This is a genomic window from Protofrankia sp. Cj3, from assembly GCF_917627355.1.
GTDB lineage: Bacteria > Actinomycetota > Actinomycetes > Frankiales > Frankiaceae > Protofrankia.
In genome coordinates this window covers 27,250-39,994 of the sequence record NZ_CAKJTR010000015.1, presented here as the reverse complement: position 1 = coordinate 39,994, position 12,745 = coordinate 27,250, and the positions used below count along the sequence as shown (strand labels likewise).

Annotated in this window: 12 protein-coding genes; all 12 read left to right on the top strand. The window is 68.6% G+C overall.

The window, feature by feature from the left end:
• A partial coding sequence (locus MJ783_RS03640) for a geranylgeranyl reductase family protein (RefSeq protein ID WP_239308480.1) occupies positions 1–1,092 on the top strand: 1,092 nt, incomplete at its 5' end.
• Between the two features lie 322 nt (positions 1,093–1,414).
• Positions 1,415–1,774, top strand: coding sequence for an NADH-quinone oxidoreductase subunit A (locus MJ783_RS03635; protein WP_239308493.1), 360 nt, complete (start codon positions 1,415–1,417; stop codon positions 1,772–1,774).
• Positions 1,765–2,616, top strand: coding sequence for an NADH-quinone oxidoreductase subunit B family protein (locus MJ783_RS23520; RefSeq protein ID WP_370651424.1), 852 nt, complete (start codon positions 1,765–1,767; stop codon positions 2,614–2,616). The genes MJ783_RS03635 and MJ783_RS23520 overlap by 10 nt, the downstream gene beginning before the upstream one ends.
• The gene (locus MJ783_RS03625) at positions 2,613–3,350 is read left to right on the top strand and encodes an NADH-quinone oxidoreductase subunit C (protein WP_239308479.1); all 738 of its coding nucleotides are present in this window, start codon (positions 2,613–2,615) and stop codon (positions 3,348–3,350) included. Before MJ783_RS23520 ends, MJ783_RS03625 begins: the two co-directional genes overlap by 4 nt.
• A gap of 91 nt (positions 3,351–3,441) precedes the next feature.
• A complete protein-coding gene (locus MJ783_RS03620; RefSeq protein ID WP_239308478.1) occupies positions 3,442–4,875 on the top strand; it encodes an NADH-quinone oxidoreductase subunit D in 1,434 nt (477 codons plus the stop codon).
• Positions 4,875–5,582, top strand: coding sequence for an NADH-quinone oxidoreductase subunit NuoE (nuoE, locus tag MJ783_RS03615; RefSeq protein ID WP_239308477.1), 708 nt, complete (start codon positions 4,875–4,877; stop codon positions 5,580–5,582). Before MJ783_RS03620 ends, nuoE begins: the two co-directional genes overlap by 1 nt.
• A gap of 2 nt (positions 5,583–5,584) precedes the next feature.
• A complete protein-coding gene (gene nuoF, locus MJ783_RS03610) occupies positions 5,585–6,943 on the top strand; it encodes an NADH-quinone oxidoreductase subunit NuoF (RefSeq protein ID WP_239308476.1) in 1,359 nt (452 codons plus the stop codon).
• 5 nt (positions 6,944–6,948) lie between these two features.
• On the top strand, positions 6,949–9,510 hold the full coding sequence (locus MJ783_RS03605; protein ID WP_239308475.1) for an NADH-quinone oxidoreductase subunit G: 2,562 nt from the start codon (positions 6,949–6,951) through the stop codon (positions 9,508–9,510).
• Positions 9,507–10,862 (top strand): NADH-quinone oxidoreductase subunit NuoH, encoded by a 1,356-nt coding sequence (gene nuoH, locus MJ783_RS03600; protein WP_239308474.1) that lies wholly within the window; start codon positions 9,507–9,509, stop codon positions 10,860–10,862. Before MJ783_RS03605 ends, nuoH begins: the two co-directional genes overlap by 4 nt.
• A 3-nt stretch (positions 10,863–10,865) precedes the next feature.
• Complete coding sequence (nuoI, locus tag MJ783_RS03595) at positions 10,866–11,486, top strand: NADH-quinone oxidoreductase subunit NuoI (protein ID WP_239308473.1); 621 nt, start codon at positions 10,866–10,868, stop codon at positions 11,484–11,486.
• Positions 11,483–12,280, top strand: a complete 798-nt coding sequence (locus MJ783_RS03590; RefSeq protein ID WP_239308472.1) for an NADH-quinone oxidoreductase subunit J — start codon at positions 11,483–11,485, stop codon at positions 12,278–12,280. The genes nuoI and MJ783_RS03590 overlap by 4 nt, the downstream gene beginning before the upstream one ends.
• A complete protein-coding gene (nuoK, locus tag MJ783_RS03585) occupies positions 12,277–12,576 on the top strand; it encodes an NADH-quinone oxidoreductase subunit NuoK (RefSeq protein WP_239308471.1) in 300 nt (99 codons plus the stop codon). Before MJ783_RS03590 ends, nuoK begins: the two co-directional genes overlap by 4 nt.
• Positions 12,577–12,745: the final 169 nt, after the last annotated feature.

The following is a 12,745-nucleotide window of genomic DNA, read 5'->3' as shown; positions in this document are numbered from 1 at the left end:
GGGAATGGCGTTCGGGCGGACTCTGGATGGGCACGGAACCGCGGCCTGCGGATCATCAGCGGCCGGGCGCGGCTCGAGCTGCCCTGGCCCGAGCTCGCCAGCTGGCCGGACTACGGCCTCGTCCGTCCCCGGCGCGACTTCGACGAACTGCTCGCCCGGCATGCGCAGGGCGCGGGGGCCAGGCTGCGGGAGCGGACCGCGGTCACCGGACCGGTCCTCGACGAGCGTACGGGCCGGGTCATCGGCGTGAGCGCGAAGGCCGGCCGCGGCGGGGAACCGGTCGAGTTCCGCGCTCCGCTGGTGATCGCCGCTGACGGCAACAGCGCGCGGATGGCCCTGTCGCTCGGCATCGGCCGCCGCGAGAACCGTCCGCTCGGGGTCGCCGTACGCCGGTACTATCGCAGCCCCCGTACCCACGACGACTTCCTGGAATCCCATCTGGAACTGTGGGAGGGCGCGCCGGGAGCCTCCCGCCTGCTTCCGGGCTACGGTTGGATCTTCGGTATTGGGGACGGGACGAGCAATGTCGGGCTCGGGATCCTGAACACCACCAGCGCCTTCCAGAACACCGACTACAAGGATCTGCTCCGGCGCTGGCTCGGCGGCCTCCCGCCGGAGTGGGGCTACACCGAGGAGAACGCGACCGGCCCGGTACGCGGCGGCGCGCTGCCGATGGCTTTCAACCGCACGCCGCACTATCGCGACGGCCTCATGCTCGTCGGGGACGCGGGCGGTGCGATCAACCCGTTCAACGGTGAGGGAATCGCCTACGCCATGGAGTCCGGGCGCCTCGCCGCCGAGGTAGCCGTGCAGGCACTGGCCCGCGCGGGGGGAGCGGCGCGGGAACGGGCCTTGCAGGCATACCCGCATGTCCTCCAGCAGCGATACGGCGGCTATTACACCCTTGGCCGGATGTTCGTCCAGTTGATCGGGAACCCGGCCGTGATGCGGACGGCAACCCGGTACGGGCTGCCGCGACCGACGCTCATGCGCTTCACCCTGAAGCTGCTGGCGAATCTCACGGACCCGCGGGGAGGTGATGCGCTGGATCGTCTGATCAACGCGATGTCCACGCTCGCACCCGCGACCTAGGTCGACGAGCATGCGATCATGGTTTTCTCCGTAGGCTCGGCGGCGCCGAAGGCTATCGGCGGCCAACGAGTTCGCGCGATTATGGTTGTTTCGCGCAATCGGCGGCCCCGGGGTCGCCAGCGGGTCGAAACGTGCCTCGGCGGATGCCGCCGGACATCACCTGCCGCTCCGGGGCAAACCGGTGTGAACCTTCGGATCGGATGTCGCGTAGGCTCCCTGGCGCGATCCGATCAGCTAGCCCCGGGTCGCTTGGAAATGATCGTCAACTGCGCACCGCCACTGCCACATTCCGCACGAGACCTGCAGAGAGGAGCTCGGCATGCTGTCGAATTACGTGCCGATCCTCGTACTTTTAGTAATCGCGGCAGCGTTCGCGATCGGATCTGTGATCATGGGGTCGCTGGTCGGCCCGAAGCGGTACAACCGCGCCAAGCTCGACGCCTATGAGTGCGGAATCGAGCCGTCGCCCGAGCCGGCCGGTCCGCACCGGTTCCCGGTGAAGTTCTACCTGACCGCGATGTTGTTCATCGTTTTTGACATCGAGATCATTTTTCTGTACCCGTGGGCGGTCGCCTTCGGGAGCCTGGGGATCTTCGGGCTGGTCGAGATGGTGTTGTTCATCGCCACCGTTTTCGTCGCCTACGCGTACGTGTGGCGGCGTGGAGGCCTCGAATGGGACTAGAAGAGAAGCTGCCGGGCGGCCTGCTGCTCACGACCGTCGAGAAGATGGCCAACTGGTCGCGGCGGTCCTCCCTGTGGCCGGCGACTTTCGGGCTGGCATGCTGCGCCATCGAGATGATGTCGACGGGCGCGGGTCGCTACGATCTCGCCCGGTTCGGCATGGAGGTGTTCCGGGCCAGCCCGCGCCAGGCTGACCTTATGATCGTCGCGGGCCGGGTCAGCCAGAAGATGGCCCCGGTGCTGCGCCAGATCTATGACCAGATGCCCGAGCCCAAATGGGTGCTCTCGATGGGCGTGTGCGCGAGCAGCGGCGGGATGTTCAACAACTACGCCATCGTGCAGGGTGTGGACCACATCGTCCCGGTGGACATGTACCTGCCGGGCTGCCCGCCGCGGCCGGAGATGCTCATGGACGCGATCCTGAAGCTGCACGAGAAGATTCTCACCGGCACGGTGACAGGCAAGCTCGAATACACGAAGATCGGCGAGTCGCCCTACCCGAAGCCGATCGAGGTGGCTACCGCGCGGGCCGGTCTGCCGGCCGGGGCGCTGGAAACCAGTACGTTGTCGGTCAACGACCGTAAGCGGTTCCGCCTTCCCGCCGGTGCCCCGGTGCCGACCGGGGCCGGCGCGGTCGAGCCGTCACTTGACACCCGTCGGCCCGCTTCGATCGCGCCCGGCTCGGTGTTCGGCCGGATGAAGCGCCCCGTGCCCGGCGCGAAGCCGGCCGGCGAAGCCCGTCCGACCGGTGGGCCGCGTTCGCCCGCTGGCGGTGCGATCGGTGACAACCTGGGTGCGGTGCCGGCCGCCGGGGCCGTAGCGGATCACGGGGACGAGACATGAGCGAGATCCCGGCGGGTTCGGGCGAAGCGCGGGGCACGCCGGCGAAGCCCGCCGCGCGGGGGGCACTGGCGGAGGCAGCGGGCAGCGGGGGATCGCGTCGGCGTGACGCCTTCGGCGCGTCCGGTTCCGGCGACACCTCCGGTTTCGGTGGTCTCGTCGAGAACCTTCCGGCTCCGGCCTCGACCGCACGGCCCTTCGGCGATCCTGATGCCGACACGGTCTACGACGCCTTGGAGCGCTCTTTCCCGCAGCTCACCGAGGCACTCGAGCGAGTGGTCGTCGAGCGTGGGGAGCTGACGCTGCATGTGCGGCGGGACTACCTGCTCGCGGTCGCGCGGACGCTGCGGGACGATCCGGGCCTGCGCTTCGAGCTGCTGTGCGGGGTCTCCGGCGTGGACTACCCCGACGACTCGACCGGCCGGCGGCTGCACGCCGTCTACCACCTGCTGTCGATGACCTGGCGCCGCCGCGTCCGGGTCGAGGTCGCTCTTGCCGACGATGACCCGGTTGTCCCGAGTGTCATGGGCGTCTGGCCCACCGCGGACTGGCACGAGCGGGAGACCTACGACTTCTTCGGCATAGTCTTCTCCGGTCGCGACAGCCTCACCAGAATCATGATGCCGGACGACTGGACCGGTCACCCACAGCGCAAGGACTATCCGCTTGGCGGCGTGCCCGTCGACTACAAGGGCGCCCAGGTGCCGGCGCCCGATGCGCGGCGGAGCTACTCGTGATCGTCCGTATCTCCCCGCGCCGTGGGCTTCACCCGCGCCGTCCCACCGCGCGCCGTCCCACCGCGCGCTGTCCTTACCAACGAGGTTCGTTATGACCACCCATGCCGCCGAGACGTCCAGCGCATCCAGCGCATCCAGTACGTCCAACACATTCGCCAGGCCGCCGGCCGACGATGTCCCCGCGGATGTCCCCGCTGGCGTTCCCGCGGCCGCCTACGAGGCCGGCTTCACCGAATCGGCGAGCGGACGGGTCTACACCGTTACCGGTGGTGACTGGGAGCAGGTGCTCGGCGCTGGCGAGGACTACACCGAGCGCCTCACCGTCAACATGGGCCCGCAGCACCCGTCCACCCACGGGGTGCTGCGTCTCGTCCTGGAGATCGAGGGCGAGACGGTCGTCCAGACCCGGGTCGTGATCGGTTACCTGCACACCGGGATCGAGAAGAGCTGTGAGTTCCGTACCTGGACGCAGGCGGTCACCTTCCTCACCCGGGCGGACTACCTCTCGCCGCTGTACAACGAGACGGCCTACTGCCTGGCCGTGGAGAAACTGCTCGGTGTCACCGAGGAGATCCCCGAGCGGGCGACCGTCATCCGCGTGCTGGTGATGGAACTCCAGCGGATCGCCTCCCACCTGGTGTGGCTCGCCACCGGGGCGATGGAGATCGGCGCTACCACCGGGATGATTTTCGGTTTCCGGGAGCGCGAGAAGATCCTGGATCTCCTGGAGGCGATCACCGGTCTGCGGATGAACCACGCCTACATCCGGCCTGGCGGGCTGGCCCAGGACCTTCCCGACGGGGTCGAACGCGACATCCGGGCCTTCCTCGACGACATGCCGAAGCGGATCAGGGAGTACCACGCCCTGCTGTCCGGGCAGCCGATCTGGAAGGGCCGCATGGTCGATGTCAATTACATCGACGCGGCCAGCTGCATCGCGCTCGGCGTGACCGGACCGGTGCTGCGCGCGGCCGGACTGGCCTGGGACCTGCGCAAGACCATGCCGTACTGCGGTTATGAGACCTACGACTTTGATGTCCCCACCTCGCTGGATGCCGACTCCTACGCCCGCTACCTCGTGCGGCTGGAGGAGATGGGCGAGTCGCTGAAGATCATTGAGCAGTGCCTGGCCCGCTTGCGCCCCGGCCCGGTGATGATTGCCGACAAGAAGATCGCCTGGCCGGCGCAGTTGTCCATCGGCACTGACGGGATGGGTAATTCGCTTGATCACATTCGTAAGATCATGGGTACTTCGATGGAAGCTCTGATCCACCACTTCAAACTGGTCACCGAGGGCTTCCGGGTTCCGGCCGGGCAGGTGTACACAGCGGTGGAGTCGCCCCGCGGTGAGCTCGGTTACCACGTGGTCAGCGACGGCGGTACCAGGCCGCACCGCGTCCACGTCCGTGATCCAAGCTTTGTCAACCTGCAGGCGGTCCCGGCGATGACCGAAGGCGGCCAGATCGCGGACGTGATCGTCGGCGTGGCGTCCGTCGACCCGGTGCTCGGGGGAGTTGATCGCTGATGCCGATGACCGAACGGACTCGCGCCGCCGCGCGGGACATCATCGCCCGGTACCCGCAGGGCCGTTCCCGCTCGGCCCTGCTGCCCATGCTGCATCTCGTACAGGCAGAGGACGGTTGTGTCACGGCTGAGGGGATCGAGTTCTGCGCTACCGAACTCGGTATCACCCAGGCCGAGGTCAGCGCGGTCGCGACCTTCTACACGATGTACAAGCGCCAGCCGGCCGGCGACTGGCTGGTGTCGGTCTGCACGAACCTGTCGTGCGCGCTGCTCGGCGGCGAGGACGTCTACGCCCGGCTTTCCCAGCATCTCGGCGTCGGCCACGATCAGACGACGCCGGACGGCGCGATCACCCTGGAGCATGCGGAGTGCCTGGCGGCCTGCGACTACGCACCGGTGATGACCGTGAACTACGAGTTTTTCGACCAGGTGGACCCGGATTCCGCCGTTGAGATCGTGGACGCGCTCCAACGCGGCGAACGCCCGGTGCCGACCCGCGGCGCGCCGTTGTGCACGTTTGTCGAGGCGTCCCGGCAGCTGGCTGGTTTCCACGACCCCCGCCCCGGCGCGGTGGCCGGGCCGGGGGTGGGCGAACCATCCGTCGCGGGTCTCCTGATCGCGGACGCCGGCACGCCGGCCGGCACCGCGGCCGGTGCTGCCAGGCGGACCCACACCGTGCCGACCGACCATCCGACGAAGGGGAGCTGACCATGCCGGTCACCCCGGTCCTCACCGGACGCTGGAACACTCCGGAGTCCTGGACGCTCGCCACCTACGAACGCACCGACGGTTACCAGGCGCTGCGCCAGGCGCTGGAGATGGGTCCGGACGGCATCATCGGGCTTGTCAAGGACTCCGGTCTGCGGGGCCGCGGTGGCGCCGGCTTCCCCACGGGCATGAAGTGGAGCTTCATCCCGCAGGGGGACGGCAAACCGCACTACCTGGTCATCAACGCGGACGAAGGCGAGCCCGGCACCTGCAAGGACGCGCCGCTGATGATGGCCGACCCGCATTCGCTGATCGAGGGCATCATCATCGCCTCCTTTGCGGTGCGGGCGAACCACGCCTTCATCTACCTGCGCGGGGAACTGGTGCACTGCGGGCGCCGGCTGCGGGCCGCGGTCGCCGAGGCCTATCACGCCGGCTACCTCGGCGCCGACATCCTCGGCAGTGGGTTCAGCCTGGACCTGGTCGTCCATTCCGGCGCCGGTGCCTACATCTGCGGCGAGGAGACCGCGCTGCTCGACTCCCTGGAGGGCCGCCGCGGCCAGCCTCGGCTGCGCCCACCCTTCCCGGCGACGCACGGGCTGTACGCATCGCCGACGGTGGTCAACAACGTCGAGACCATCGCCAGCGTCCCGTACATCGTCCGGCGCGGGGTCGAGTGGTTCCGATCGATGGGCCGAGAGCGTTCCCCCGGGCCGAAGATCTACAGCCTGTCCGGGCACGTGACCCGTCCGGGCCAGTACGAGGCACCGATGGGAACCACCCTCGCCGAGCTGTTGGAGATGGCCGGCGGCATCCGCGGGGGGCGGCGGCTGAAGGCCTGGACGCCTGGCGGATCCTCGACACCGATGCTCACCGTCGACCATCTCGACGTCCCGCTGGACTTCGAAGGCGTTGCCGAAGCCGGTTCGCTGCTTGGCACGGCCGCTATTATGATCATGGACGAGACCGTCGACATGCTCAGGGTCGTCCGGCGTCTCACCCAGTTCTACGCGCACGAGTCGTGCGGCAAGTGCACGCCGTGCCGGGAGGGGACGCCGTGGATGGTGGGCATCCTGTCCAGGCTTGAACGCGGTGAAGGCGACGTAACGGACGTCGATACCCTCCTTGACGCCTGTGACAATATCTTCGGCCGGGCTTTCTGCGCCCTTGCCGACGGCGCGACCTCGCCGATCGTCTCGGGAATCACGTTCTTCCGGGACGAGTTCCTCCGGGCCGTGCCCACTGGGTCCGCGCCGGGCCATGCCGGTACCGGCGCGCTGGCCACCGAATCCGCCGTTACCGAATCCGCCGCCACCGACAGCGTCGCCGGTTCGCCGGACGCCCTCGCGAGAGCTCACTGATCACTATGACAACCGTGTCGACGAGCAGCGCCTCGCAGCCCCCGGCCGTGCCCACACCGCCGGATCTTGTCACCCTGACCATCGACGGCCAGCCGGTCAGCGTTCCCAAGGGAACGTTGATCATCCGTGCGGCCGAGCTCCTCGGGATCGAGATCCCACGGTTCTGCGACCATCCGCTGCTGGACCCCGTCGGGGCCTGCCGGCAGTGCATCGTCGAGGTCGAGGGGCAGCGCAAGCCGGTCGCCTCCTGTACGACGACCGTGTCGGCCGATATGGTCGTGCGCACCCAGCTCACCTCGCCCGTCGCTACCAAGGCGCAGGCGGGGACGCTGGAGTTCCTGCTGCTCAACCATCCGCTGGATTGCCCGGTCTGTGACAAGGGCGGCGAGTGCCCGCTGCAGAACCAGGCCATGGCCAACGGCAAGGCCGTCTCCCGGTTCAAGGAACCCAAGCGGACGTACCCGAAGCCGCTGGCCATCTCCACCGAGATCCTGCTCGACCGGGAGCGCTGCGTGCTGTGCGCGCGCTGTACCCGGTTCTCCGCGCAGATCGCGGGTGACCCGTTCATCGAGCTGTTCGAGCGGGGCTCGGACGAGCAGGTGGCGGTCGCGGAAGGTGAGCCGTTCCACTCGTACTTCGCCGGCAACACCGTGCAGATCTGCCCGGTGGGGGCGCTCACCAGCGCGGCCTACCGCTTCCGCGCACGGCCGTTCGACCTGGTCTCCACCCCGACCACCTGTGAGCACTGCGCCGACGGATGCGCGCTGCGGACCGACCACCGCCGCGGCAAGGTGATGCGGCGGCTCGCCGCTGAGGACCCGGCCGTCAACGAGGAGTGGAACTGCGACAAGGGCCGGTTCGCCTTCGCCTACGCCAGCGCCGCTGACCGGCTGCGCACGCCGTTGGTCCGGGACGACTCCACCGGCGAGCTCGTCGAGGCCTCCTGGACCGAGGCGCTCGCGTTCGCGGCCCGCGGGCTCGCGGAATGCCGGGACCGTCATGGCGTCGGCGTCCTGGCCGGCGGCCGGCTGACCCGCGAGGACGCCTATGCCTACGCCAAGTTCGCCCGGCTTGTCCTGCGCACCAACGACGTGGACTTCCGCACCCGGCCGCACTCGGCGGAGGAGGAGGAGTTCCTGGCCCACGCCGTTGCCGGTACCGGCATCGGGGTGACCCATGCGGATCTCGAGCGCGCACCCGCCGTGCTGCTGGTCTGCCTGGAGCCCGAGGACGAGGCGCCGATCATCTTCCTGCGGCTGCGCAAGGCCGCGGCCAAGCGGGGGACGGCGGTCTTCGCGCTGGCGCCGTTGGCCAGCCGGGGGCTGGCCAAGATGGCGGGGACGCTGCTGCCCGTCACCCCCGGTGGGGAAGCGGCGCTGCTGTCGAGCCTGGCGGCCGGGGATGGGACAGCCGGTCGCGCGCTGCGAGCGCCCGGGGCTGTCATCCTGGTGGGGGAGCGGGCCGCGCAGGCGCCTGGCACCTTCACCGCGGTCCTCCGGCTCGCGGAGGTGACCGGCGCGCGCCTGGCGTGGGTACCGCGCCGCGCCGGTGAACGGGGCGCCCTCGCCGCGGGCGTGCTGCCCTCGTTGCTGCCGGGTGGCCGCCCGGTCGCGGACGCGGTGGCCCGCGCCGAGGTCGGGACCGTCTGGGGCGAGGCCGTCCCAGCGCGGCCGGGCCGCGACACCGCGGCCATCCTTGCCGCCGCGGCTGCCGGTGAGCTCGATGGACTCGTCGTCGCCGGGATGGACGTCGACGACCTGCCGGATCCGGCCGTGGCGCTGGAGACGATCGCCTCGGTGCCGTTCTGCGTGTCGCTGGAGGTTCGCCGGTCCGCGGTAGCTGAGGTCGCCGATGTCGTTCTGCCGGTCGCGCCGGTGGCGGAGAAGGCGGGCTCGTTCGTCAACTGGGAGGGACGCCTGCGCGCGTTCCAACGGGCGCTGGAGACGCCGGCCCTCGCCGACCTGCGGGTGTTGGACATGCTTGCCGCCCATCTCGGGGTGGCGCTGGGTGTCGCGGACCCCGGCGCGGCCGCCCGCGAGCTCAGCAGGATCGGCCGTGCCGGTGCCGAGGTTCAGCGGGCGCCGGCACCGGCGGTCACACCGCCGGTGCCGGCTGAGCCGCCCGCCGGTCAAGCCGTCCTGGCCAGCTGGCACCAGCTGATCGATGACGGTCGGATGCAGGACGGCGAGCCCTATCTCGCGGGGACGGCCCGTCCGCCGAAGGCCAGACTGTCCGCGGCGACAGCCGGTGAGATCGGAGCGGTCGACGGCGATCTGGTCGCGGTCGCCAGCGACCGTGGGACGATCACCCTGCCCCTGGCGGTCGCGGTCATGCCTGACCGGGTGGTGTGGGTCCCGACGTATTCACCGGGGTCGCACCTCCACCGCTGCCTGGCACCCCGCGCGGGCGAGCTGGTACGGGTCGGCGTGGCTGCCCGCACCCCGGCGAACGGCCGCGATCAGGCCCGCGCGCTGGCCACGGCCCAGGCCGGTCCCGCCGCCGTGGACGCCGCCATGGACACCGCCATGGACGCCGCCGCTGCCCAGACCTCGAAGGGCCGGTCATGAGCTATCCATCCTCGTTCGGGGCACCCGCGGTTCCGCCGCTGGCCGCCGCCGGAGATCCGGATCTGTCGGTCTTCGGTGGTGACCCGCTCTGGCTGATCCTCCTCAAGGCTGTCGCGGTGTTTGCCTTCCTCCTGCTGATGACGCTTTTCGCGATCGTGTTCGAGCGCAAGGTGGTCGCTCGGATGCAGCAGCGTGTCGGCCCGAACCGGCACGGGCCCAAGGGCTGGCTGCAGAGCCTTGCCGACGGCGTGAAGCTGATGCTCAAAGAGGACATCATCCCGGTTCTCGCGGACCGGCCGGTCTTCATCCTCGCGCCTGTCGTCTCAGCGATCCCCGCCTTCCTGGCCTTCTCGGTGATCCCGTTCGGGCCGGAAGTGTCGATCTTCGGTCATCACACCGCACTGCAGCTCGCGGACCTGCCGGTCGCGGTGCTGTTCGTGCTGTCCGCGTCGTCGCTGGGCGTGTACGGGCTCATTCTCTCCGGCTGGGCGAGCGGGTCGACCTACCCGTTGCTGGGTTCCCTGCGGTCGGCAGCACAGATCATCTCCTACGAGGTCGCGATGGGGCTGTCGTTCGTCGCGGTCTTCCTCAACTCGGGGACGCTGTCGACGTCGGGCATCGTCGCTGGCCAGCGCCACTGGTGGAACGTGGTGCTGGTGCCGTCCTTCATCATCTACTGCATCGCGATGGTCGGCGAGACCAACCGGACGCCGTTCGACCTCCCCGAAGCCGAAGGCGAGCTGGTCGGCGGCTTCCACACCGAGTACAGCTCGATCAAGTTCGCCTTCTTCTTCCTTGCCGAGTACATCAACACGGTCACTGTGTCGGCGGTGGCGACGACGCTGTTCCTCGGCGGGTGGCAGCCGCCGCCGATCCCGTACTTCTCGCACTTCGACACCGGCTGGTTCCCGGTGATCTGGTTCGTGCTGAAACTACTGGCCTTCCTGTTCCTTTTCATCTGGCTGCGCGGCACCCTGCCGAGGCTGCGTTACGACCAGTTCATGGCGTTCGGCTGGAAAGTCCTGATTCCGGTCGGGCTTGTCTGGCTGCTCGCCGTGGCGACGTTCAAGGTATATCGAGAGAATGTCACCGACCGGACGCCGTGGCTGATCGGCTTCGGGATCGCGGTGGGAATTCTTTTGATCATTACGCTGGTCGACCCCGGCGCTCGCAAGCACGCCGAGCGTCTCGAGGCCGCTGAACGGGAGCGCACGCGCAACGCACCCAGCCTGGACAGGATTCCGTGGCCGCCACCGCAGCCGTCGTCGAAGTCACCGTCGCCGCCGTACGGCCCCGGCCCGAATCGCCCATCTTCCGTCATCGTCGCGGGTGGACCGCGTCAGGAGAGCTGAGCCATGGGGATCCTCGACCCCTACAAGGGTTTCGGCGTCACCTTCTCGACCATGTTCAAGAAGCCGACGACCGAGCAGTATCCGGAGGAGAAGAAGGCGACCGCGCCCCGCTTCCACGGCCGGCACCAGCTCAACCGCCATCCTGACGGGCTGGAGAAGTGCGTCGGGTGTGAACTGTGCGCCTGGGCGTGCCCGGCGGACGCGATCTACGTCGAAGGCGCCGACAACACCGAGGCGCAACGCTATTCCCCGGGGGAACGGTACGGGCGTGTCTACCAGATCAACTATCTGCGCTGCATCCTGTGCGGCCTGTGTATAGAGGCGTGCCCGACCAGAGCGCTGACCATGACAAACGACTACGAGCTCGCCGACGACAGCCGCACTGACCTCATCTTCACCAAGGAACAGCTGCTCGCCCCGCTGCGGGAGGGGATGACGGCGCCGCCGCATCCGATGTTTCTTGGCGAGAGCGAAACGGACTACTACCGGTTTGACCCGAACCGTTCGGGTCCGTTCGACGCCTCCGGGGCCAGGGCCGCGGACTTCACGCCCGAGGGCGGCGCGGGCTCCGGGTCACCCGGCCTGGACGCGGTGTCCGGCGGGGATCCGGAGCTGGTCCGATGAACGCCGCGATCCTGGTTCAGGCGGCGGGTGAGTTCACCCGGACGTCCGGCGGTGAAGCCGCGACATTCTGGGTCCTCGCCCCGGTCGCGGTCCTCGCCGCGCTCGGCATGGTGCTCGCCCGCAGCGCCGTTCACGGTGCGCTGCTGCTGGTCGTGAACCTTTTTTGCCTGGCCGTGTTCTACCTGCTACAGGACGCGCCGTTCCTCGGTTTCGTACAGATCATCGTGTACACCGGGGCAATCATGGTGCTGTTCCTGTTCGTGCTCATGCTTGTCGGGGTGGACTCCGCCGACTCGCTTGTGGAGACCCTGCGGGGCCAGCGGATGGCGGCGATCGTCCTCGGGGCCGGGTTTGCCGGGCTCCTGGTGTTCCCGATTGGTGGTGTGATCAGCGGGACGAAAGCCGCTGGGCTTGCTGCCGCCAACAACGGCGGCAACATCCAGGCGATCGCCCGTCTGCTGTTCACCGACTACGTGTTCGCTTTTGAGATCGTGTCCGCGCTGCTGATCATTGCGGCGGTCGGCGCGATGATACTTGCTCATCGTGAGCGGGCCGGTGGCAAAATCACGCAGAAGGAGATGCTGCGGCGGCGTTTCGCCGCTGGCGGCCCCGTCACCCCGGTGCCGGGACCAGGCGTGTACGCGAGGCCCCAGGCGGCTGATGTGACGCCAGCGCTTCCGCCCGCTTCTGACGATCCCGGTCATCCCGGTGATTCCGGTGATTCCGGTGATTCCGCTGGCGGGGACGCGGACAGCCCGCACCCGGTCGGGGCCGGAAAGGGGGCAGCGCGATGAATCCCGCGAACTATCTGATTCTGTCCGCGCTGTTGTTCACGATCGGTGCGGTGGGCGTCCTGCTACGCCGCAACGCCATCGTCGTGTTCATGTGCGTCGAGCTGATGCTCAACGCGGCGAACCTGACCCTGGTCACGTTCTCCAGGATCAACGGAACGCTGGACGGCCAGATCATCGCCTTCTTCGTGATGGTCGTCGCCGCCGCGGAGGTGGTCATCGGCCTGGCAGTCATTCTCACGATTTTCCGGACCCGCCGCTCCGCCTCGGTGGACGACGTGAATCTGCTCAAGTACTAGGGCGTGTCTGATGAATGTTGATCGATGCGGACGATGATCCAGAAGGTCTCCAGCCCGCCGATCGACGGCCGTGGTGCCGGGCGCGGCGACGAAGTGGCGGCCGGAATTCCGGTTACGGCAGAACGGACGATGAGCGCAGTGACGCATATACATCTTGGCCATGCATCCA

What these genes read in the sequence shown, in the direction of transcription:
- MJ783_RS23520 (WP_370651424.1), top strand. Translation starts at nt 1,765, where the DNA reads ATGGGACTAGAAGAGAAGCTGCCGGGCGGCCTGCTGCTCACGACCGTC.
- MJ783_RS03625 (WP_239308479.1), top strand. Translation starts at nt 2,613, where the DNA reads ATGAGCGAGATCCCGGCGGGTTCGGGCGAAGCGCGGGGCACGCCGGCG.
- MJ783_RS03620 (WP_239308478.1), top strand. Translation starts at nt 3,442, where the DNA reads ATGACCACCCATGCCGCCGAGACGTCCAGCGCATCCAGCGCATCCAGT.
- nuoE (WP_239308477.1), top strand. Translation starts at nt 4,875, where the DNA reads ATGCCGATGACCGAACGGACTCGCGCCGCCGCGCGGGACATCATCGCC.
- nuoF (WP_239308476.1), top strand. Translation starts at nt 5,585, where the DNA reads ATGCCGGTCACCCCGGTCCTCACCGGACGCTGGAACACTCCGGAGTCC.
- MJ783_RS03605 (WP_239308475.1), top strand. Translation starts at nt 6,949, where the DNA reads ATGACAACCGTGTCGACGAGCAGCGCCTCGCAGCCCCCGGCCGTGCCC.
- nuoH (WP_239308474.1), top strand. Translation starts at nt 9,507, where the DNA reads ATGAGCTATCCATCCTCGTTCGGGGCACCCGCGGTTCCGCCGCTGGCC.
- nuoI (WP_239308473.1), top strand. Translation starts at nt 10,866, where the DNA reads ATGGGGATCCTCGACCCCTACAAGGGTTTCGGCGTCACCTTCTCGACC.
- MJ783_RS03590 (WP_239308472.1), top strand. Translation starts at nt 11,483, where the DNA reads ATGAACGCCGCGATCCTGGTTCAGGCGGCGGGTGAGTTCACCCGGACG.
- nuoK (WP_239308471.1), top strand. Translation starts at nt 12,277, where the DNA reads ATGAATCCCGCGAACTATCTGATTCTGTCCGCGCTGTTGTTCACGATC.